The 21,003-nt window shown below is 63.9% G+C and carries 17 protein-coding genes; 8 read left to right on the top strand and 9 right to left on the bottom strand.

Annotation, left to right across the window (positions count from 1 at the left end; translation table 11 throughout):
* Positions 1–3: 3 nt before the first annotated feature.
* The gene (locus tag J2Y48_RS14425; protein WP_310419182.1) at positions 4–1,596 is read right to left on the bottom strand and encodes a trimethylamine methyltransferase family protein; all 1,593 of its coding nucleotides are present in this window, start codon (positions 1,594–1,596) and stop codon (positions 4–6) included.
* A 229-nt stretch (positions 1,597–1,825) separates the two neighbouring features.
* Here J2Y48_RS14425 and J2Y48_RS14430 point away from each other — a divergent pair, with 229 nt between their 5' ends.
* Complete coding sequence (locus J2Y48_RS14430) at positions 1,826–5,509, top strand: PAS-domain containing protein (RefSeq protein WP_310419184.1); 3,684 nt, start codon at positions 1,826–1,828, stop codon at positions 5,507–5,509.
* 3 nt (positions 5,510–5,512) lie between these two features.
* Here J2Y48_RS14430 and mnmD read toward each other — a convergent pair whose 3' ends face one another.
* Positions 5,513–6,244 (bottom strand): tRNA (5-methylaminomethyl-2-thiouridine)(34)-methyltransferase MnmD, encoded by a 732-nt coding sequence (gene mnmD / locus J2Y48_RS14435; RefSeq protein WP_310419187.1) that lies wholly within the window; start codon positions 6,242–6,244, stop codon positions 5,513–5,515.
* 40 nt (positions 6,245–6,284) lie between these two features.
* Between mnmD and J2Y48_RS14440 the strand changes: the two genes are divergently transcribed.
* On the top strand, positions 6,285–7,430 hold the full coding sequence (locus J2Y48_RS14440; protein ID WP_405030236.1) for an NAD(P)/FAD-dependent oxidoreductase: 1,146 nt from the start codon (positions 6,285–6,287) through the stop codon (positions 7,428–7,430).
* A gap of 3 nt (positions 7,431–7,433) precedes the next feature.
* Here the strand turns inward: J2Y48_RS14440 and J2Y48_RS14445 are convergent, their stop codons facing one another.
* Positions 7,434–7,808 (bottom strand): PRC-barrel domain-containing protein, encoded by a 375-nt coding sequence (locus J2Y48_RS14445; protein ID WP_310419193.1) that lies wholly within the window; start codon positions 7,806–7,808, stop codon positions 7,434–7,436.
* Positions 7,809–7,991: 183 nt separating this feature from the next.
* Between J2Y48_RS14445 and puuE the strand changes: the two genes are divergently transcribed.
* Genes puuE through uraH form a run of 4 tightly spaced genes read left to right on the top strand, consistent with a single transcriptional unit; the run spans position 7,992 to position 10,309 of the window.
* On the top strand, positions 7,992–8,918 hold the full coding sequence (puuE, locus tag J2Y48_RS14450) for an allantoinase PuuE (RefSeq protein ID WP_310419196.1): 927 nt from the start codon (positions 7,992–7,994) through the stop codon (positions 8,916–8,918).
* Entirely contained in the window at positions 8,918–9,424 is a 507-nt protein-coding gene (uraD, locus tag J2Y48_RS14455) for a 2-oxo-4-hydroxy-4-carboxy-5-ureidoimidazoline decarboxylase (protein ID WP_310419200.1), read from the top strand. Before puuE ends, uraD begins: the two co-directional genes overlap by 1 nt.
* Entirely contained in the window at positions 9,417–9,950 is a 534-nt protein-coding gene (locus J2Y48_RS14460) for an ureidoglycolate lyase (RefSeq protein ID WP_310419203.1), read from the top strand. The genes uraD and J2Y48_RS14460 overlap by 8 nt, the downstream gene beginning before the upstream one ends.
* Positions 9,947–10,309, top strand: coding sequence for a hydroxyisourate hydrolase (gene uraH / locus J2Y48_RS14465; protein WP_310419205.1), 363 nt, complete (start codon positions 9,947–9,949; stop codon positions 10,307–10,309). Before J2Y48_RS14460 ends, uraH begins: the two co-directional genes overlap by 4 nt.
* A gap of 73 nt (positions 10,310–10,382) precedes the next feature.
* On the opposite strand, the gene guaD is transcribed toward uraH, so the two are convergent.
* From guaD to J2Y48_RS14480, 3 genes are all read right to left on the bottom strand, one after another.
* The gene (gene guaD / locus J2Y48_RS14470; protein WP_310419208.1) at positions 10,383–11,690 is read right to left on the bottom strand and encodes a guanine deaminase; all 1,308 of its coding nucleotides are present in this window, start codon (positions 11,688–11,690) and stop codon (positions 10,383–10,385) included.
* Positions 11,687–12,931: a urate hydroxylase PuuD gene (gene puuD / locus J2Y48_RS14475; protein ID WP_310419211.1), complete on the bottom strand. Its 1,245-nt coding sequence runs from the start codon at positions 12,929–12,931 to the stop codon at positions 11,687–11,689. Before puuD ends, guaD begins: the two co-directional genes overlap by 4 nt.
* Positions 12,932–13,223: 292 nt before the next feature.
* Positions 13,224–14,120, bottom strand: a complete 897-nt coding sequence (locus J2Y48_RS14480; RefSeq protein ID WP_310419214.1) for a LysR substrate-binding domain-containing protein — start codon at positions 14,118–14,120, stop codon at positions 13,224–13,226.
* A 136-nt stretch (positions 14,121–14,256) separates the two neighbouring features.
* On the opposite strand from J2Y48_RS14480, the gene J2Y48_RS14485 reads away from it, so the two are divergent.
* Entirely contained in the window at positions 14,257–14,424 is a 168-nt protein-coding gene (locus tag J2Y48_RS14485; protein WP_310419217.1) for a hypothetical protein, read from the top strand.
* Between the two features lie 56 nt (positions 14,425–14,480).
* Here J2Y48_RS14485 and xdhB read toward each other — a convergent pair whose 3' ends face one another.
* Genes xdhB through J2Y48_RS14500 form a run of 3 tightly spaced genes read right to left on the bottom strand, consistent with a single transcriptional unit; the run spans position 14,481 to position 19,085 of the window.
* Positions 14,481–16,817 carry a xanthine dehydrogenase molybdopterin binding subunit gene (xdhB, locus tag J2Y48_RS14490; protein WP_310419220.1) on the bottom strand — a complete coding sequence of 779 codons (2,337 nt, stop codon included), beginning with the start codon at positions 16,815–16,817 and terminating at the stop codon, positions 14,481–14,483.
* On the bottom strand, positions 16,817–18,292 hold the full coding sequence (xdhA, locus tag J2Y48_RS14495) for a xanthine dehydrogenase small subunit (protein ID WP_310419223.1): 1,476 nt from the start codon (positions 18,290–18,292) through the stop codon (positions 16,817–16,819). The genes xdhB and xdhA overlap by 1 nt, the downstream gene beginning before the upstream one ends.
* Before the next feature lie 19 nt (positions 18,293–18,311).
* On the bottom strand, positions 18,312–19,085 hold the full coding sequence (locus J2Y48_RS14500) for a 3-hydroxybutyrate dehydrogenase (protein WP_310419226.1): 774 nt from the start codon (positions 19,083–19,085) through the stop codon (positions 18,312–18,314).
* 203 nt (positions 19,086–19,288) lie between these two features.
* On the opposite strand from J2Y48_RS14500, the gene glpK reads away from it, so the two are divergent.
* Positions 19,289–20,782: a glycerol kinase GlpK gene (gene glpK / locus J2Y48_RS14505; RefSeq protein WP_310419229.1), complete on the top strand. Its 1,494-nt coding sequence runs from the start codon at positions 19,289–19,291 to the stop codon at positions 20,780–20,782.
* Positions 20,783–21,003: the final 221 nt, after the last annotated feature.

Genomic DNA, 21,003 nt, shown 5'->3' on the forward strand with positions numbered 1-21,003 from the left:
GCGTCAGGTGTCGATGGTCGGCGCGCTGATTTCTTCCTTGCGCCTGGCGACGAAGGTGTCGAGTTCCTCATCGATCGCAGCGGACAGCGGCGGTCGCTCGTAGGCGTTCAGTTTTTCCTGGTACACCAGGTTGGCGTGGTCGTCGGTGGTTGGACGACCCGCTTCCGACCACGCCTCGAAATTGCGCCGGTCGGAAAGGATCGGCGAATAGAACGCTGTCTCGCAGCGGACGAGCGTGTGCGGCGTCACGAAGTAGTGCCCGCCAGGGCCCTCCTCGCGTATGGCGTCTAGCGCAAGCGCATCGGTGCTGGTGTCCAGCGGTGTTAGAAACTCCGCCACCATCTGCAGCATGTCGACGTCGAGGATGAATTTCTCGAATGACGCCGTAAGCCCGCCCTCACTCCAGCCAGCCGCATGCATGATGAAGTTTCCGCCTCCCTGGGTCAGCGCCCAAAGCGAAAAAGCCGACTCATAGGCCGCCTGGGCGTCGAGCGCGTTGGAGGCGCTGGTGTTCGAACTGCGGTAGGGAATGCGGTATCTGCGCGCCAGCTGGCCACCGGCGATCACGGCCTGCATGTATTCCGGCGTGCCAAACGCTGGCACGCCGGTTCTCATGTCGACGTTGGACGTGAAGCCGCCATACATGACTGGCGCCCCTTTCCGCACCATCTGCGTGAAGGCGATCCCGCACAACGCCTCGGCGTTCTGCTGAGCAAGTGCGCCGGCAATCGTTACCGGGGCCGTGGCGCCGGCAAGCGTGAACGGGGTGACGACGACCACCTGATTGCGCGAGGACATCTCGATGATGCCCTGCAACATCGGCTCGTCGAGACGCAAAGGCGAGGACGTATTGATGTTGGTAAAGACCGATGGCTCCCGCTCCATCTGTTCCATGGTGATGCCGCGCGCGATGCGGGCGATCTCGATGCCGTCGATGGTGCGTTGGCGGTCGAGCGGGTAGACGTGGAACATCTTGTCGGTCAACCTTACCAGGTCGGCCAGGCAGTCGAGGTGGCGGACCGAGGCGTGCAGGTCGACCGGCTCGACCGGGTAGCCGCCGGTCGTGTGGATCACGTCGTAGCACTGGGCAAGCTTGACCAGCTTGCGAAAGTCTTCCTGGTTGCCGGCGCGCCGGCCGCCTTGCCGATCGGTGACGAATGGAGCTGAGGCGACCTGTGCGAAGACGAGGTTGTTGCCGCCGATCTCGACGTTGCGCAACGGATTGCGCGCATACATTGTAAAGTCCGACGGGGCGGAAGCGATCATCTCCATGATCAGCCCGCGATCGAAGCGCACGCGATCGGTGCCGGGCGTCACATCGGCGCCGGCCGCGCGCATTCGCTCCCGTGCCTCCGGCAGGATGATGTCCATGCCGATCTCTTCGAGGATGGTCAGCGACGCCCTGTGGACGGCCTCAAGCGCATCCTCGGAAAGAACGGTCGACCGCGTCATCGCATTGGTGAGGTTCAGATATTTTGCACTTCCGGGACCCTTGCGCTGGCGTTCGGAAGCGCGGTTCTGGCGTCTGCGTTGCCTGGTCGGGGAATCTGAACCCTGCTGTGCGAGATGCAGTTCCAGATTTACAACGTCACCCATGGTGTGGTCCCGATTGTCGATTGATGCGGGCTATCCTGCCACAGGAAAGAGGCAAATAGCCGGTCGTTTGCGACAGCGAAGCGTGCAGACGGACATGCGTTTTGGCAGGTCTGTAACGCTTTCGCACAACCGGACGGCGCCAAGCAAGGTTCTCTTAACTATCTGTTCAATTTCCGCGTGCTAACTCGGCGTGCGGGACTCCCCGCACCCCTGGTTGGGAAGCGTTAGTGTGGCTGAAGTACGAGACGATTTGCTGTTTGCCGCTTGCGAGCGGATTCGCTCGCAGACATCACCAGCATACATCAAAGGCAGCGAGATGCGATACCTCGCCGTCAACGCCGCTTTTTGCGAACTTTTCAACATCAGCCAGGAAAGAGTGCTCGGCCGTAGCGACGACGAGATCGGTGAAGCCGACGGTCACGAGGATAGGCACGAGCACGAGCGTCGCTGCCTTGTTTTCGGCGGCGACGAGACGGTGCGCTACTCTCACGCGCAAAGCGGCGCAAACTTCATCATCTCGATGCGACGCCAGCGTATCTCCGCTGAACTGTCGATCCTGATGGCCACTTTCATTCCGGCCAACGAGACGCTTGCTGGCCGTGTCGATGCGCTCGCCCGCGGCGCTGGAATCTCGTTCAGCGGGACTTCAGCGGCTGGCGCACTCGACACGATCGTCACCGGCAACGGCGACATGACGGACTCCTCCGCTGAACATGTGCTCGACGCGATCGGGACGGGTGTGGCGATTTTTGATCGAAGCGGGCGCCTGATGCACGCTAACCGTGTCATGGGTGAATTCTACCGCGCCCTTGTCGGTGATTTCGCGGATGCCGATCTCGACATGCGCACGCTCCTCAGCGCCATCCACGACGTGGAGACGGCGGACGTCGACCCGGTGGAACGTGAGAACTGGATTAATCAGCGCCTTGCCGAGTACGAGTTGCCGCTGTTCGAGCGCGTCAGCCGGACGATTGCCGGCGGGTGGATGCGGCTTGTGACGCAGCGCCGTCCTGATGGGACGCTTATCGCGCTGCGCTCGGAAGTGACCGCGCTGAAGGAAAACGAAGCGCGACTGCGCCAGCAGGGCCAGGAGATCGCTCTTTATCGTGCGCTTCTCGACGAGTTGCCAGCGGCAACCTATGTGCGAGATGAGAAACAGCGGCTGATGTTCGCAAACCGGGCCTTCCTCGATCTGATCGGGGCGACAGCCACAGACATACTCGGGAAGACCACCGTGGAGATGTATCCCGAGCAGGGAGAACGTTTTCACGCCGAGAACCAAAAAGTGCTCGACAGCGGAGAGCTCAGCGAGTCGGAATTCGAATTCCAGCGCCCGGATCGCACTATTGTGCCAACCATCTCCCGCGCCTATCGCGTCACTTCGGCGGACGGTCGCGACTATCTTATCGGCTCGATGACCGACACGACGCTTCTCAAGCGGCGGGAGGATCAACTGATCGAAGCCCGCCAGCAGGCCGAGGCGATCAAGGCAGATCTGGAGAGCATCGTCGCTTCGCTGCACGTCGGGATCGTTGTGGTTGACGAGAACTCGATGATAGAGCTTGTCAACGAAGCATTCGAGAGTCTGTGGGACGGGACCCTGCCGCAAATGCAGGGCAGACCGCTGGCCGAATTGCACCGGTTCAAGCGCGAACAGGGCGAGGCAATCGAAGTTCAAGCGGGCGTATGCGACACCGATCACGAGGCTTGGCTGCAGCGTGTACGCGGCGGCTGCTTTCCGGCGCGCGAGGTCAGTTATGTCAACGGACGCACGCTGATCGAGTCCGGCCAGCCCATATCGGACGGCCGCTGCCTGCTGACCTATATCGACATCACCGAGCGTCGTGAGCGGGAGCGCGAGGTGCTCGAGACGCGCAGCGCGCTGGAAGAGGTCGGCAGCCTGGTGAAGGATGCCATGTCGGCGATGGGGCAGGGCTTGCTGATCATCGACAACGATCGCATCGAGCTCGCCAACGAGGCGTTGTTTTCAATGTTCACCGCGCCGCCGGCGCTTCTTCAGCCGGGAGCGCTGGTCGCGGACCTGGTCGAGGACAGCGCCAGACGAGGCATCTTTGGCCACATCGGCGAACAGCGGGTTGAGGCGCGTGATTTCATCGATACATTGATGCGCGCCCGACCATTGCCCATTGTCTTCCGCAGCGGCCGGGGCGTGTGGCTCCAAATGGAAGCGCGGCCCACCGAGCACGGTCGCATTGTTCTCGTCTATTCCGACATTACCGAACTGAAGGCGCGCGAAGACGAGTTGCGCCGGCTTGTCGTGCGGGCTGAGACCGCCGACAAGGCGAAGTCCGAGTTCCTCGCCAATATGAGCCATGAGATCCGCACGCCGATGAACGGTGTTCTCGGTATGGCCGAACTGCTTGCCAAGTCGGATCTCGACACTCGCCAGAAGACCTTCATCGACATCATGGTGAAGTCCGGCAACGCGCTCCTGACGATCATCAACGACATCCTCGACTTTTCCAAGATCGACGCCGGACAGATGAGCCTGCGCAAGGCCCCGTTCAATCTGGTGGAGGCCGTGGAGGACGTGGCGACGCTGCTTTCTGCGAAGGCAGCGGAAAAGGATCTCGAACTCGTCGTGCGTGGCGCCGCCGATATCCCTGTCGTCGTTGTCGGCGATGCGGGGCGGTTCCGCCAGATCGTAACCAACCTCGTTGGCAATGCGGTGAAGTTTACCGATTTTGGCCACGTTCGGATCGACATGTCGGCGACGGGAACTGAAGGCGGCATGGTCGCGGTCACTCTGCGTGTCGAGGATACCGGTGTCGGCATTCCCGAGGAAAAGCTGTCGTCGGTGTTCGAGAAGTTCTCCCAGGTCGATTCTTCTTCCACCCGGCGTCACGAAGGCACCGGGCTAGGCCTTGCGATTACCGATGGGTTGGTCACGCTTTTCGGCGGATCGCTTGCCGTGGAAAGCGTGGTCGGGAAAGGCTCAGTGTTCACCGTTACTCTTCCAATGGAGATCGAGCACGCAGACGCGTTGAACGTGGTGGTTCCCGTCAACCTTCGCGGTGCTCGCGTGATCGTTGTCGATCGCAACGAGGCCACTCGAAGCGTCGCTCGTGAGTTGCTGACGGAATGGGGCTTCGATGCCACCGCAGTCGCCGATGCGGAGGAGGCGCTCCCATTGCTTTCCGCGGCAAGCGCAATCGATATTACCGTAGAGGCGGCGATCGTCGACAAGAACCTGCGCGACGCCCGGGGACGCAATCTGATCGAGGCGATCCGCCAGGATTTTCCGTCGACCGCACTGATCGCTCTTTCCGCCCTTGGAGCACCGCCACAGGACAGCGGCTTTGATTCTCTCGAGAGCGATGCCCATCTGATGAAACCGATTCGCGCGGGGCTGTTGCGCGAAACGGTGTGCGAGGTGATCCGCTCTGTCCGCCATCGTCACCAAATGCCTGCCAGCGCAATTAGGTCGTCCGCCAGCGATTCGTCCGCTGCCTCCCTTATGCAGACTTCCTCCGCCTCAGATGCGGAACCGATCGATGTGCTGGTCGCCGAGGACAACGAGGTCAACCAGATCCTTTTCCGCCAGTTACTGGAGGCATCGGGCGTCAGCTACACGCTTGTCGCCGATGGCGAGCAGGCCGTCGAATGCTTCAGGAAGCTGAAACCGCGCATGATTTTGATGGACGTGTCGATGCCCGTCATGAACGGCCATCAGGCGGCTCGTGCCATACGCCGGATTGAGGCGGGGACCGGCGAACGGGTGCCGATCGTTGCGGTCACGGCCCATGTGCTTGATGGTGATCGCGAAGCCTGCCTCGCGTCCGGCATGGACGACTATCTGGCGAAGCCGATCAGCACCGACAGGTTGGAGGAGATGGTGCAGCGCTGGCTGAACATGGGCAAGCCTGCCGCCAAACGTTCGACACTGCACTGAGCCCTACGTCGACGGCCGTGTCCCGCACAGCATCTCGCGTTTTCCCGCAAAGCCGGGCCGCCGTTCCACGTTGAAACCGGCAGCAGCGAGGTTGCGCCGGACGAAACCGGCGGCGGCATAGGTGGCAAAGGTGCCGCCACCGTTCGTGTGGGCAAACACCTGCTGCATGAGGTCGATCGACCACATATCCGGATTGCGCGAGGGCGCGAAGCCGTCGAGATACCAGGCATCGAATGTGTAGTGGCTGGCCGCAAGCCGTTCGAGCGCCGGACCGCAGACGACAGTCAACCGCGTCTGTTCATCGAGGACGAGGGTGATTTCACCTTCGCCCGGAGGCGCATCCGGCCACAGCGAAGTGAGCGTTTCTCGCTCCAGGTCAATCTCCGGCCAGTGCGAAAGGGCGCGGTCGATGGCAGCGCCTGCGAGCGGAAATCGCTCGAACGAGACGAAATGCAGCGAGCCACCGGCTGGCCGGACCGAGCGCCATTGGCGCCAGGTCTCGCACAGATTGAGACCGGTGCCGAAGCCGAGTTCACCAATGATGAAATCGCCACCTCCGGCCCACCGTTCGGGCAAACCATTGCCGCCGAGAAACACGTGGCCGCATTCCAGCCGCCCATCCGTGCGGCAATAAAAATGATCGCCATAGGCCTGGGAATAGGGCATATCGCCCTCGTGCCAGTCCAGCGTCAAACCGTTTTCCGCGCAGGCGGTCTCAGGAGCGTTCTCAGCCATGCCCACAGTCGATAGTCGCGCGCGCCCCGCCGGTCAACCGATGCCGGACGTGCTGGTGGTCGGCGCCGGGGTCATGGGCTTGTGGGCGGCGGTCATGGCGGCGCGCGCGGGCCATTCCGTGCTCGTCCTGGAGCGCGATCGGGTGGGCGCTGGCGCCAGCGGGGGGCTCCTCGGGGCATTGATGCCGCACCAGCCGGATCGCTGGAACGCCAAGAAGCAGTTCCAGCTTCAGGCGCTGGTCTCACTGGAGGCGGAGATTGCGGGACTGGAAACGGCAAGCGGCCTTTCGGCCGGTTATCGCCGCACCGGGCGCCTGATGCCGCTCGCCGCCGACCATCACCGCGAGCGTGCGCTCAAGCATGCGGGGGACGCGGCAACAGCCTGGACCCTTGACGGCAAACGCTTTTCCTTTGACGTCCTCGACGCCGCTCCGGTGCCAGGCTGGCCCGCGACCGAGGCGATGGCGGCGGGCGTCGTGTTCGACAGCCTTTCCGGCCACATCTCGCCGCGCCGCTATCTGCAAGTGCTTCGCGCCGTGTTGGAGGGCATGCCCCACGTTGAAATTCGAGAGGGAGCGAACGTCGTCTCGATCGATCCGTCGGCCCGGACGGCACTGCTTGCCGATGGCGGGCGTATCAGTTTCGGGCACGTCGTTCTCTCCGCCGGTGTTTCCAGTTTCGATCTCTTTTCCAGCCTCGGGCTGTCGCCGCCGCGCCCGATCGGAACCGCAGTCAAAGGCCAGGCGGCCCTTTTTAGGGGCGATATCGATCCGGCGCTTCCGATCATCTTTGACAGCGGCATCTTTGTCGTTCCGCATGAAGGTGGGTATTGCGCGGTCGGCAGTACCAGCGAGGACAGTTTTGATGACCCGGCCGCGACCGACGGGCGGCTCGACGAGGTGATCGCCGCTGCCTGGCGGCTTGCGCCGGTCCTGAAGGGAGCCACGCTCGTCGAGCGTTGGGCCGGACTTCGCCCGAAGGCGATCGGACGGGATCCGATGATTGGCCGGCATCCGGATTTCCCCGCGGTCAGCCTGCTCACCGGCGGCTTCAAGATCAGCTTCGGCATTGCCCACGAACTGGCCCGCCTCGTGGTCGGGGAAATGGAAAGCGGCAGCCCCTGCAAGCTGCCGCCATCCTTCACAGTGGATGCGCATCTGGAGGCTGCGCGCCGCGAAAAGCCTTGAAGGTCACATCCAGTACGGCGGCACCCCATAGTAGTCGTGGATGATCTTGCCGTTGCGACGGTTCCACTCGTATTCGGCGCCGCTCTCATAGTGTGGGGCGGCCTCGACCTCTGCCTTGGTCACGTCAATCCGATAGCCGCCGAGACCTTCGTCATAGTTCAGCTTGCTCCACGGCAGAGGATAGTGGTCGTGACCCAATCCGAGGAAACCACCGAAGCTGAGGACGGCGTAAGAGACGTGGCCGCTGCGCTTGTCTAGGATCAGGCGCTCGACCGAGCCGATATGCCGGCTGTCTGCACCGTAGACGGCGGTGCCCTCCACCTTGTCGCTGGCGATGAGCGCTTCGGTTTCCCTGATGTTCGGATCCTGCGAGACCATGTGCTTACTCCTTTGTCGTTCGGTGGGACAACGTAAAGCTGCGACAGTTGTTCCGGATGGAGCGTTCCGCCAGCCTCCGCCTAACACCGAATGGTCTCCATCCGAGCATTGGAAACTGCGGATTTCGCCTCGACTTTCCAGCCGCGAATGCTACCGTTCGCGGCAAAGTCCAAGGGTGAAATCATGTCCACATTGACCTATCCGCGCGATCTCGTTGGCTATGGCCGCACGTCGCCCAACCCGCTTTGGCCCGGGGACGCGCGCATCGCCGTCCAGTTCGTCGTCAACTACGAGGAGGGCGGCGAAAGCTGCGTGCTCGACGGCGACGCTGCTTCCGAGTGCCTGTTGTCGGAAATCGTTGGTGCGCAGGCCTGGCCGGGACAGCGCAACCTCAACATGGAATCGATCTATGAATACGGGTCGCGCGCCGGTTTCTGGCGGCTGTGGCGGCTCTTCACCGGCCGCAACGTGCCTGTCACCGTCTATGGCGTCACGCTGGCCATGGCCCGCAATCTCGAAGCCGTCGCGGCGATGAAGGAGGCGAACTGGGAAATCGCCAGCCACGGCTACCGCTGGCTGGAGTACAAGGACGTTTCCGAGGAGGTCGAGCGCCAGCACATCCGCGATGCCGTGCGGCTCCACACCGAACTGACCGGATCGCATCCGCTCGGTATGTATCAGGGCAAGCCGTCGGACAACACGTTGCGGCTGGTAATGGAGGAGGGCGGTTTCGTCTACTCCTCCGATTCCTATGCCGACGACCTGCCCTACTGGGTGAAGGGACTGAAGGACGAACCGTTCCTGATCATCCCCTATACGCTCGAGACGAACGACATGCGCTTCGCCACCCCGCAGGGCTTCAACTCGGGCGACCAGTTCTTCGCCTACCTGAAGGATGCCTTCGACGTGCTTTACCAGGAGGGCAAGGAGGGCAGCCCGAAAATGCTGAACATCGGCCTGCACTGCCGTCTCGTCGGCCGCCCCGGCCGTGTTGCGTCGCTTGCCCGCTTCGTCGACTACGTGCTGTCGCACGACAAGGTCTGGGTGCCGCGCCGCATCGACATTGCCCGCCACTGGCACGAACATCACAAGCCGAAGGCAGGCCAATGATGACGGCACGTGAGGAATTCATCACCCGTTTCGGCGGCGTGTTCGAGCACTCGCCCTGGATTGCCGAGCGGGCCTTCGATGCCGGCCTGGCTGTCGAGCCGCTGACGGCGTCCGGCGTCCTCCGGGCCTTGGCGGCGCAATTCCGTGCTGCCTCGTCGGCCGAACAACTCGGCGTCCTGCGCGCCCATCCCGATCTTGCCGGCAAGTTGGCGATCGCCGGCGAATTGACGGAAGACAGCCGCAAGGAGCAGGCGGGCGCCGGGCTCGATCGGCTGAGCGCCGACGAGCACGCCCGCTTCACCGCGCTAAACACCGCCTATGTCGAGAAATTCGGTTTCCCCTTCATCATTGCCGTCAAGGGCCTGACCAAGGACGACATCCTCGCCGCCTTCGAGACGCGCATCGACAACGGCCGCGAACAGGAATTCGTGACGGCGAAAGCGCAGGTCGAGCGCATCGCGCGCCTGCGGCTTGAGGCCCAGCTTCCTGGAGACGAGAATGCCTGAGACCACTCCTACCGGCGCCGCGCCGATCCGCCTTCCGATCCGTCCGCTCACGAAGGCGGCGTTCTCGCCCTTCGGCACGGTGATCGAAGCCGATCCGGCGACGATGCGGCTGATCAACAGCGGCGCGACCGAGCGCTACCACGCGCTCGCCGAGGCGGAGGCGGTGGGCGAGGGGACGCACGTCATCATCAACATCTTTCGCGGCAGCCCGCGGGCGTTCCCATATGCGGTGACCATGATGGAGCGCCACCCACTCGGCAGCCAGAGCTTTTCGCCGATCGACAATCGGCCTTGGCTTGTCGTCGTCGCCGAGGACGAGAACGGCCGGGCGGGCATGCCGCAAGTGTTTTTCGCCAGCGGACGGCAAGGGGTGAACTACCGCCGTAACGTCTGGCATCACCCCTTGATGACGGTTGGCGCCGTCAGCGATTTCCTCGTCGTCGATCGCAGCGACCCTGGCGGCAACCTCGAGGAATTTTTCTACGACACGCCGTTCATCATCGAAGCTCCCGGAGCAAGCGCATGACCCAGGCTGGACGCCTCACCACGCACGTCCTCGATACCGCCCTCGGAAAACCGGCGGAAGGGCTGACGATCGAGCTCTTCTGGCTGGAAGGCGAGCAGCGGCAGCGGATCACGACGGTCAAGACGAATTCCGACGGACGTGTTGACGGGCCGCTCGTCGAGGGCATCGGCTTCATGGCCGGAACTTACGAACTGTTGTTCCATGCCGGTGACTATCTGCGCCGAACGGGGGTTGACCTGCCGGACCCCGCCTTCCTGGACATCATTCCGCTGCGCTTCGGCATCGCCAATCCCTCGGCCCACTACCACGTGCCGTTGCTGCTCTCACCCTTCGGCTATTCGACCTATCGGGGGAGCTAGCCTGCCGAATGGTCGAGCCGACCAAACGGCAGGCAGGGCATCTGCTCCCGGTTGGACGATGCTGGGCGGGTGCTCAAAGCCCCGCCTTCATCGCCTTGCCCGCCACGTAGGTCTCGCGCACCGCCCTGTCGTCGCCGAGCGTCTGCAGCAGGAACAATTCGTCGGCGAGCGAGCGCACCACTTCCATCCTGAGCGCCATTGCCGGGGTGACGGCCGCGTCGAGAACGACGAGGTCGGCATCCGTTCCGGGTTCGAGCGTGCCGATCCGGTCGGCCAGCGACACAGCCTCGGCGTTGCCGAGCGTCATGTGGTAGAAGCTTTCGAACGGGTTCAGCCGTTCGCCCAGCAACTGCTGGATCTTGTAGGTCTCGTCCAGCGTCTTGAGCATCGAATAGCTCGTGCCGCCGCCGACATCGGTGGCGACCCCGATACGCACGGGCTTGTCGCGCCGCACAAGCTCCTTCAGCGGGAACAGGCCGGACCCGAGGAACAGGTTGGAGGTCGGGCAATGAACGGCGACGGCGCCCGCCTCGCTCATCGCGTCCGCTTCGCGCTCCGACAGATGGATGCAGTGACCGAACAGGCTCTTGGCGCCGAGCAGGCCGTAATGCGCGTAGACGTCCGTGTAGTCGACGGCGTCGGGATAGAGCTGCGCGGTGAAGCGGATTTCCTCGTCGTTCTCCGACAGGTGGGTCTGGATGTGGAGGTCGGGGAACTCGCGGGCGAGCAGCGCGGTCGCCTCCATCTGCGCCGGCGTCGAGGTGATGGCGAAGCGGGGGGTGATGGCAACATGGTTGCGGCCCTTGCCGTGCCACTCCTCGATCACCGCACGGGTCTCGTCATAGCCCATCTGCGGCGTATCGAGCAGCCCCTGCGGCGCGTTGCGGTCCATCATCACCTTGCCGCCGATCATGCACATGTTCCGCCGCAGCGCTTCGGCGAAATAGGCGTCGGCCGAGGCCTTGTGCACGGAGCAATAGGCCGCCGCCGTCGTCGTGCCGTGGCGGATCATCTCGTCGTAGAAATGGCGGGCGATGCGGGCGGCATGCGCCGGTTCGACGAAGCGGCACTCTTCCGGGAACGTATAGGTGTGCAGCCATTCCAGGAGGTTGGCGGCATAGGCGCCGATCACCTGCATCTGCGGGAAATGCACGTGCGTGTCGATGAAGCCCGGCAGGATCAGGTGCGGCCGGTGGTCGATCTCCTCGGCATCGGCGGGCGCGCCGGCCCTGATATTGGCGTAGTCGCCGATGACGACGATTTTGCCGTCCTCGATCAGAAGGCCGCCGTCGCTTTCGTATCGATAGCTACCTGTGTCGTCGACGCTTTCGGGCCTGCGCACGAACGTCAGCAGGCGACCGCGCAGGAGTTTGGTCGTCATTGTGTCTTTTCTCCAGAGACCGCGCTCTCATACCAGGCGGTCAGTAACTGGCGTTCTTCCGGCGTCACACCGGTGAGGTTTCCAGGCGGCATGGCATGGCTGCGGCCGGCCTGCAAATAGATTTCGCGCGCAAGGCTGGCGACGGCAGCGTCGCTGTCGAGGATCACGCCTTTGGGGGCGGCCTGCAAGCCCTCCCAGACGGGCTCGGCCGTGTGGCACATGCTGCAGCGGCTGGCGACCACGTCGCGCGCGGCGGGGAAATGCGCATTGGAGGCAAACCTCTCGAAGACCGCAGCCGGAGCGGCGGCCTGTGCCGTCTCGCCGGTCAGGACCTTCGGCACCGTCGACAGCCAGATGATCGCGATGAAGAGCAGCGCCGTGGCAAGCCAGGTCCAGGTCGGCCGACCTTTGCGGGCATGGGTCGTGTTGAACCAGTGGCGGATGGTGACGCCCATGAGGAAGACCAGCGCCGCGATGATCCAGTTGAAGGCGGTCGCGAAGGCCAGCGGATAGTGGTTCGACAGCATGAAGAAGATGACGGGCAGCGTCAGGTAGTTGTTGTGCAGCGAGCGCTGCTTGGCGATGACGCCGTATTTCGGATCGGGCGTTCTTCCCGCGATCAGGTCGGCGACGACCACCTTCTGGTTGGGGATGATGATGAAGAAGACGTTGGCCGACATGATGGTGGCGGTGAACGCGCCGAGATGCAGGAAGGCGGCGCGGCCGATGAAGACCTGGGTGTAGCCCCAGGCCATGGCGACCAGCAGCACATAGAGCAGGATCATCAGACCCCAGGTGTTTTTTCCGAGCGGCGACTTGCAGAGCAGGTCGTAGAGGATCCAGCCGAGCGCCAACGAGGCAAGCGAGATCGCGATGGCTGTTGGCGCGGAAACGTCGAGCACGTGTCGGTCGATCAGGAACAGTTCCGCACCGCCGTAATAGACGACGCAGAGCATGGCGAAGCCCGAAAGCCAGGTGACGTAGCTCTCCCATTTGAACCAGGTCAGGTGCTCCGGCATGGAGGCGGGGGCGACCAGGTATTTCTGGATATGGTAGAAGCCGCCGCCATGCACCTGCCATTCCTCGCCATAGGCACCGGGGGGAAGGTGGGGGCGCTGCACGAGGCCGAGATCGAGGGCGATGAAATAGAAGGACGAACCGATCCAGGCGATCGCCGTGACCACGTGCAGCCAGCGCACGGCAAAGGCGATCCACTCCCAGGCTATGGCGTATTCATACATGCGTTGCCCCTCTCATTCGTTCGCATCGGCACATTGCGCAAAAATCGCAAGGGAGGGAAGGGGATAGCGTGGAGTTCCCACCGCCAGTCTCAGTACGCGAGACAGGGCTTCGGCCGTGGCCGGTTTGCCCCTCACCCTAACCCTGTCCCCGCAAGCGGGGAGAGGGGACGTGGCCCGCTTGGCTGCCGAGTAGACGGGGCAGGATGCGAAGAGGGCGCCGCGAGTCTCCGTGCCCGGCAGGGCGGATGAGGGGCGGAAAATGCCAATTCCGCCACACTGTGACATTCACCCGTCAATCGACGAAAGTCGGAACCTCGGCACGCAGCCAGTTGCGAAAAAGCTTGATCTTCGGAACGTTGCGCCGGCTTTCGGGATAGACCAGCCAATAAGCCTTGCCGTCGGTGCAGGCGATGTCGAAGGGCTGGTAGAGGCGGCCGAGTGCGATCTCGGTCGCGTAGAATTCCGGATTGAGCATCGCCACACCGTGGCCGGCCATGACCGTGTCGGCCTCCAGCGTCTGCGTGCCCAGATAGGTGTGTGGCCGGTCGCCGAGGTCGACACCGGGAACGCCGGCTTCGGCAAACCACTGGCCCCACCAGGGGTCGCTCGGATCGAAGATCGGCAGCTTCAGCAGGTCTTCCGGGTTGGCGATGCCGCCGACGCTTTCGGCAAGCGCAGGACTGAGCATCGGCGTGAAGGTCAGTTCCATCATCCGGTGCTTTACCAGCCCCGGCCAGTTGCCGTCGCCATAGCGGAGCGCGACGTCGACCGTCTCGCGCGAGAAATCGACCAGGTGCTGGTCGGTCAGGAGGCGCACGGCCACCGTCGGGTTCTGAAGGTGGAAAGATCCGAGATGCGGCGCCAGCCATTTCGAAGAAAACGTGTAGGTCGAGCTGATCACCAGCGTGCCTTCCGCGTCCTCAAGCACCGAAGCGAAGGCATCGCTGAGTATGCCGAAGGCCTCGGCCACCTTCGGCGCGAGACGCTGCCCGATTTCGGTCAACACGATCTGCCGCGGACGACGCAGGAAAAGCGGCTCGCCGAGCAGATCCTCCAAGAGCTTGATTTGGTAGCTGACGGCCGTCTGCGTCATCCCGAGTTCTTCGCCGGCCCTCGTGAAACTGCCATGGCGGGCGGCGGCGTCAAAGACGCGCATCGCGTTCAGCGGGAATTGCCGCGCCATTTTCATGGATAAGCTCTCTTGATGCGTCCAGTCGGATGTTCGATTGGAATTCGAGCACTTCGCGGCGCAAACTGCAAGCAAGTTCAACGATCATCCATGAGGTGTCATTATGGCTTGCCAGGATGCAGATCATGCTTCCCACATGCTCCCAACACCATTCGACTGGTGGGTGCGTACCGTGGTCGACGCGCTGCTTCCGTCCATGGGACGTCGCGTGCCCCGGCTCGATGTCGACGCACTGCCGGACCATCTGAAGCGGGATCTCGGCTTTCTCGATGGCCGCGAACCACGCAAGAGGGGGAATTTCTGAGCCACGCCCAGCGCACGGCGGCGTTTGTCGCCGTGCGCTGTCCACCACCACTTCCGCTAGAGGTGTTTCAGCCGCTCCACCGCCATCAGAACCCGCTCGGGCGTCGCCGGCGCATCGAGGCGCGGGCATTGGCGGTAGTCGGCAACGCTGGCGACGGCCATCGAGAGCGCCTCAAGTACCGAGATCGCCAGCATGAAGGGCGGTTCGCCGACCGCCTTGGAGCGGCCGATCGTCTGCTCGGCGTTTTCCGACCACTCGGCCAGTTGCACGTTGAAGACCTTCGGCCGGTCGGAAGCGAGCGGAATCTTGTAGGTCGAGGGCGCGTGCGTGCGCAGGCGCCCCTTGTCGTCCCACCACAGTTCCTCCGTCGTCAGCCAGCCCATGCCCTGGACGAAGGCGCCTTCGACCTGCCCGATGTCGATTGCGGGGTTCAGCGAGCGACCGACGTCGTGGAGGATGTCGACGCGGTCGACCTGGTACTCGCCCGTCAGCGTGTCGATCGAAACCTCCGAAACGGCGGCACCGTAGGCGAAGTAGTAGAACGGCGAGCCGATGCCCTTGGCGCGGTCCCAATGGATCTTCGGCGTCTTGTAGAAGCCGGCGGCGGAAAGCTGCACGCGGGCGAGATAGGCCTGCCGGATGAAATCGGCAAACGGGATCAGCGCATCGCCAACGCGGACATGATGCGGCACGAAGGCGATCTCCTCCGGCGGCACGTTCCACTTTTCCGCGGCGAAGGCGACGAGACGCTCCTTGATCTGGCGGGCCGCATCGAAGGCGGCCATGCCGTTCAGGTCGGAGCCGGAGGAGGCGGCGGTGGCCGAGGTGTTCGGCACCTTCGCCGTCGTCGTCGCGGTGATCTTCACCTGTGTGATGTCGACCTGGAACGCGTCCGCCAGCACCTGCGCCACCTTGGTGAACAGGCCCTGGCCCATCTCGGTGCCGCCGTGGTTCAGGTGGATGGAGCCGTCCTGATAGACATGCACCAGCGCGCCCGCCTGATTGAACCAGGTGGCGGTGAAGGAAATGCCGAACTTGACCGGCGTCAGCGCGATCCCCTTGCGGATCACCCGGCTGGTGCGGTTGAAATCGAGGATCGCCGCGCGGCGGGCCTGATAGTCTGAGGAGCGTTCCAGTTCATCGACGATGCGGCCGACGATGTTGTCCTCGACCGGCTGGTGATAGGGCGTCAGGCTGCGCTCCGAGCCCGCCTCGCCATAGAAATTGGCCTTGCGGATCTCCAGCGGGTCCTTGCCGAGTGCGTAGGCGATCTCCTCGATGATCCTCTCGCCGCCGACCATCCCCTGCGGGCCGCCGAAACCGCGGAAGGCGGTGTTGGAGACGGTGTGGGTCTTCAGCGGCTGCGAGGTCAGCTTCACATGCGGGTAGAAATAGGCGTTGTCGGCGTGGAACAGCGCACGGTCGGTGACCGGGCCGGAGAGGTCGGAGGAAAAGCCGCAGCGGGCGGCATAGTTCGCCTTCACCGCGTGGATCCGTCCTTCGTCGTCGAAGCCCGCATCGTAGGAAACGAGGAAGTCGTGCCGCTTGCCGGTCGCCGTCATGTCCTCGTCCCGGTCGGGGCGGAATTTCACCGGGCGCTTGAGCTTCTTGGCGGCGATCGCCGCAATGGCGGCAAACTGGTTGGACTGGGTTTCCTTGCCGCCGAAGCCGCCGCCCATGCGGCGCACCTGCACGGTCACCGCGTTGGAGGGAACGCCGAGCGCGTGGCCGACCATGTGCTGGACTTCGCTCGGATGCTGGGTGGAGGACCAGACTGTGACCTCGTCATCCTCGCCGGGGATGGCGAGCGCGATGTGGCCTTCGAGATAGAAGTGATCCTGGCCACCGATCCGCATCTGCCCGCTGAGACGGCGGGGGGCGCTTGCCAGTCCCGTGTCGGCATCGCCGCGCGAAAGCGTCAGCGGGTCGGTCACGAGTTGCGCACCGCTCGCCAGCGTGTCGGTGACGTCCGTCCAGTGCGGTAGTTCGCGGTACTCGATCTTCGCCAGCCGGGCCGCCCGGCGTGCCGCTTCGCGCGTCTGCGCGATCACGGCGAAAATCGGCTGGCCGTGGAACACGACCTTGCCCTCTGCCAGCACCGGCTCGTCGTGACGGCCGGAGGGGCTGATGTCGTTGATGCCGGGCACGTCCGCGCCGGTCATCACCCAGACGACGCCGGGAGCGGCGCGCACGGCGGAAAGGTCCATCGACACGATCTCTGCATGCGCCCGGTCGCCCATGCCGAGCGCCGCATGCAGCGTGCCCTCCGGCTCCGGCATGTCGTCGATATAGTCCGCGGTGCCGGCCACGTGCTTGTGGGCCGAATCGTGCCGGAGCGGTGAGTGCATCGGCGCCGAGATCGTCTTGCGGTCCTCGAAGGTGGTCTTGTCCATCACGCCATCTCCTCGAAGCGCGCCAACTGCGCCGGTGCGCCGGACGTTTGCAGGAGGAGCCGGGTCAGCAGGTTCTTCGCCGCCAGCAGGCGGTAGTCCGCCGACGCGCGCCAGTCGGTGAGCGGGGTGTAGTCCTTCTCGAAGGCCGAACGCGCGGCCGAGACCGTCTCTTCCGTCCAGGGCTTGCCCTTGAGGAACGCCTCGACATGGCTCGCCCGTTTCGGCGTTCCGGCCATCCCGCCGAAACAGATGCGCGCGTCGCTGACGTGCCCGCTCGGGTCTAGTGCAATCCGGAAGGCGCCGCAGAGTGCCGAAATGTCCTCGTCGCGTCGCTTCGAAACCTTGTAGACGGCAAATTGCTCGCCCGCGGGCAGCGTGGGTACGAACAGGCTTTCGACGAATTCGCCGGGGCGGCGGTCCTGCTTGCCGTAGGTGATGAAGAACTCTTCGAGCGGCAGTTCGCGCCGGCCGGAGGCGGAACGCAAGGTCAGCCGCGCGCCAAGCGCGATCAGCGGCGGCGGCGTGTCGCCGATCGGCGAACCGTTAGCGATGTTGCCGCCGATCGTGCCCATGTTGCGCACCTGCTCGCCGCCTATGCGGGCAATCAGCGGGCCCAGCGCCGGGACGAGCTCGGCCAGCGCGTCGCAGGCCTGCGTGTAAGTCACGCCGGCGCCGATCGTGAGTCCGCCGGCACTGTAGGAGATCGCTTGCAACTCTGGCAGATGATTGATGAAGACGACCGGATCGAGGTCGCGCATCTGCTTGGTCACCCAGAGGCCTACATCGGTCGAGCCGGCAACCACCGTCGCCTTCGGCTCCTGTGCGAGCACATCGGCCAGATCCTCGACGGAAGCGGGCACGATGACCCGGTCCCCCGGAGCACCGAGCCGGATCGTCTCTCTCGGTGCGAGTGCCGCAAGCTTCTCCTTGATCTGCGCGCGGGCGCGTTCGATCGGGTCGAAGACGGTGCTCGGCCGCGTTTCGGCGATCGCTTCGGCCGCCTTGACGATCGGCTCGTAGCCGGTGCAGCGACAGAGATTGCCCTGCAACGTTCGTTCGATTTCCGGCCGGCCGGGCCGATCGTTGGCCAGCCACAGCCCGTAGAGCGACATGACGAAGCCGGGTGTGCAGAATCCGCATTGCGAGCCGTGGTTGTCCATCAGCGCCTGTTGCACCGGGTGCAGCGCGCCATCGTCAGAGGCGAGATGCTCGACGGTGACGACATGGGTCGCGTTCATCGAGCCCAGGAGCCGGATACAGGTGTTGACGCTTTCATAGACGAGCGCCCCGTCGAGCAGTCGGCCGACCAGCACCGTGCAGGCGCCGCAATCGCCTTCGGCGCAGCCCTCCTTGGTCCCGGTCAGCCGGCGATGTAGCCGGAGCCAGTCGAGAAGCGTGCGCGTCGCCGGAACGTCGGCAAGCGAGACTTCCTCATCATTGAGAATAAAACGGATGGTGTTGGCCTGAATCTGCATGAAACCTGATCTCGCGTAGCTACTGCGCCGTCCAGCCGCCGTCGATGGAGATGTGCGTGCCGGTGATCGAGCGGGCGGCGTCGCTGGCCAGGAACAGGGTGGTGGACGCCACCTCTTCCACGGACACGAATTCCTTGGTCGGCTGGAATTTCAGCATGACGTCCGACTTGACCTGCGCCTCGCTGATGCCGCGCGCGCGCGCCGTGTCGGGGATCTGCTTTTCAACGAGCGGCGTCAGCACGTAGCCGGGGCAGATGGCGTTGACGGTGATGCCGTTCTCGGCAACTTCCAGCGCCACGCTCTTGGTCAGGCCCATGATACCATGTTTCGCCGCCACATAGGCGGCCTTGAACGGCGAAGCGATGAGGCCGTGGGCCGAGGCGATGTTGATGACGCGGCCCCAGCCTTTCGCTTTCATGCCGGGGATCGCCGCCCGGATCGTGTGGAACGAGCTCGACAGGTTGATCGCGATGATCTGGTCCCACTTCTCGACCGGGAAATCCTCGATCTTCTCGACATGCTGGATGCCGGCATTGTTGACCAGGATGTCGACGCCGCCGAATTCGGATGCGGCGACCGCCATCAGGTCGGCGATTTCTGGCGGTTTGGTCATGTCGGCCGGGTGGAAGATCACCTTGCCGTCGCCAAGGCCTTCGAGCCGCTCGCGAATGGCCTCCACTTCCGTCAGGCTGCCAAGGCCGTTGATGAGGACATTGGTCCCGCTTTTCGCAAAGGCGGTGGCGATGGCCAGGCCGATGCCGCTGGTGGAGCCGGTGACGACGGCCGTTTTCATGTCTGCTTCTCCCATTTCTATCCAGCAGCCTTCGCGGTAGCCTACGCGCAAAGACTGGAGGGTTGCAATCGGCTATTCGGTCTCCAACATGCCAATAGTTGTGAGTCCTGTTTGCGCTTTACTTTCCTTTGGCATTCGATTTGATGGCATATTGAAAAAATCGAAAGGTCGTCGGGAGCGGCCGTCGACGCCGGGAGGATTATATGGGCGGTTACATACTCGCGATCGATCAGGGCACGACATCGAGCCGGGCAATCGTGTTTGACGGCAACCAGCGCGTCGTCGGCTCGGGGCAGCGCGAGTTTGCACAGCTCTTTCCCAAGTCCGGCTGGGTCGAGCACAATCCCGAGGAAATCTGGGAGAGCGTGATCTGGTCGGCGCGCGTGGCGCTCGAGCACGCAGGGATCGGTGCCGCCGACCTCGCCGGCATCGGTATCACCAATCAGCGCGAAACCACCGTGGTGTGGGAGCGGGACAGCGGCCGGTCGATCCACAACGCGATCGTCTGGCAGGATCGACGCACCGCGAGCCACTGCGAGGAACTGAAGAAGCAGGGTCTCGAAGAGACCTTCACCGCGAAGACCGGACTGCTCCTGGACCCCTATTTTTCGGGTACGAAGCTGGCCTGGATCCTCGACAACGTGGAGGGCGCACGGGCACGGGCGGCACGCGGCGAACTGTGCTTCGGCACCGTCGACACGTTCCTGATCTGGCGCCTGACCGGCGGCAAGGTCTTCAGGACCGATGCGACCAATGCCAGCCGCACGCTGATGTACAACATCGCGACCAATGCCTGGGACGACGAACTCCTCGACATCCTGAACGTGCCGAAGGCCATGCTGCCGGAGGTGCTCGACTGCGCAGCCGATTTCGGCGTCAGCGTAAGGGAGCATCTCGGCGCCGCGGTGCCGATCCTCGGTGTTGCCGGCGACCAGCAGGCGGCGACGATCGGCCAGGCCTGCTTCGAGCCCGGCATGATGAAATCCACCTATGGCACTGGCTGCTTTGCGCTTTTGAACACCGGCGCGGACATGGTGCGCTCGAAGAACCGGCTGCTGACGACGATCGCCTATCGGCTGAACGGCGAGACGACCTATGCCCTCGAAGGCTCGATCTTCATCGCCGGCGCCGCCGTTCAATGGCTGCGCGACGGGCTGAAGATCATCGGCGCGGCTCCCGAGGCGAGCGAACTCGCGGCGAAGGCCGACCCGATGCAGGATGTCTATCTGGTGCCTGCCTTCACCGGCCTCGGCGCGCCGCATTGGGATGCGGAGGCGCGCGCCGCGATCTACGGCATGACCCGCAACACCGGTCCCGCCGAGTTCGCCCGTGCAGCCCTGGAAGCCGTCTGCTATCAGACGCGCGACCTGCTCGACGCGATGCATGGCGACTGGAAGAATGGCGACAGCGAGACCGTCTTGCGCGTCGATGGCGGCATGGTCGCCTCCGACTGGACGATGCAGCGGCTCGCCGACATCCTCGATGCGCCGGTCGACCGGCCGATGATCCTGGAGACGACGGCGCTCGGCGCCGCCTGGCTTGCCGGGCACCGTGCCGGGGTCTGGCCGGACAAGACGGGGATCGCAAAAACCTGGGCGCGCGACAGGCGCTTCGAGCCGCAGATGGACGAGAAGGCGCGCGCCGCCAAGATCGCCGGCTGGCGGGATGCGGTGCGGCGGACGTTGAGCGCGGGGTAGGGCTCTTCTGGACCTCGCTTGCAAATGCTATGCGTCGGCCATGCACCCATCCCCGACCCCTGTTGCAGGCCGATCCTGCGGAACCTGCACGCTCTGTTGCCGGCTGCCCGATATCGATCTCTTCGATAAACCGGCGAATGCCTGGTGCCGGTATTGCATCGAGGGCAAGGGCTGTTCGATCTATACGGATCGGCCTTCGGTCTGCCGGGATTTTCTCTGTC

This window comes from Mycoplana sp. BE70 (assembly GCF_031455855.1).
Classification (GTDB): domain Bacteria; phylum Pseudomonadota; class Alphaproteobacteria; order Rhizobiales; family Rhizobiaceae; genus Mycoplana.

Bases quoted from the DNA above. Each gene is read 5' to 3' on its own strand.
- J2Y48_RS14425 (WP_310419182.1), bottom strand. From the start codon at position 1,596: ATGGGTGACGTTGTAAATCTGGAACTGCATCTCGCACAGCAGGGTTCA.
- mnmD (WP_310419187.1), bottom strand. From the start codon at position 6,244: ATGGCTGAGAACGCTCCTGAGACCGCCTGCGCGGAAAACGGTTTGACG.
- J2Y48_RS14440 (WP_405030236.1), top strand. From the start codon at position 6,285: ATGCCGGACGTGCTGGTGGTCGGCGCCGGGGTCATGGGCTTGTGGGCG.
- J2Y48_RS14445 (WP_310419193.1), bottom strand. From the start codon at position 7,808: ATGGTCTCGCAGGATCCGAACATCAGGGAAACCGAAGCGCTCATCGCC.
- puuE (WP_310419196.1), top strand. From the start codon at position 7,992: ATGTCCACATTGACCTATCCGCGCGATCTCGTTGGCTATGGCCGCACG.
- uraD (WP_310419200.1), top strand. From the start codon at position 8,918: ATGACGGCACGTGAGGAATTCATCACCCGTTTCGGCGGCGTGTTCGAG.
- J2Y48_RS14460 (WP_310419203.1), top strand. From the start codon at position 9,417: ATGCCTGAGACCACTCCTACCGGCGCCGCGCCGATCCGCCTTCCGATC.
- uraH (WP_310419205.1), top strand. From the start codon at position 9,947: ATGACCCAGGCTGGACGCCTCACCACGCACGTCCTCGATACCGCCCTC.
- guaD (WP_310419208.1), bottom strand. From the start codon at position 11,690: ATGACGACCAAACTCCTGCGCGGTCGCCTGCTGACGTTCGTGCGCAGG.
- puuD (WP_310419211.1), bottom strand. From the start codon at position 12,931: ATGTATGAATACGCCATAGCCTGGGAGTGGATCGCCTTTGCCGTGCGC.
- J2Y48_RS14480 (WP_310419214.1), bottom strand. From the start codon at position 14,120: ATGAAAATGGCGCGGCAATTCCCGCTGAACGCGATGCGCGTCTTTGAC.
- J2Y48_RS14485 (WP_310419217.1), top strand. From the start codon at position 14,257: ATGCTCCCAACACCATTCGACTGGTGGGTGCGTACCGTGGTCGACGCG.
- xdhB (WP_310419220.1), bottom strand. From the start codon at position 16,817: ATGGACAAGACCACCTTCGAGGACCGCAAGACGATCTCGGCGCCGATG.
- xdhA (WP_310419223.1), bottom strand. From the start codon at position 18,292: ATGCAGATTCAGGCCAACACCATCCGTTTTATTCTCAATGATGAGGAA.
- J2Y48_RS14500 (WP_310419226.1), bottom strand. From the start codon at position 19,085: ATGAAAACGGCCGTCGTCACCGGCTCCACCAGCGGCATCGGCCTGGCC.
- glpK (WP_310419229.1), top strand. From the start codon at position 19,289: ATGGGCGGTTACATACTCGCGATCGATCAGGGCACGACATCGAGCCGG.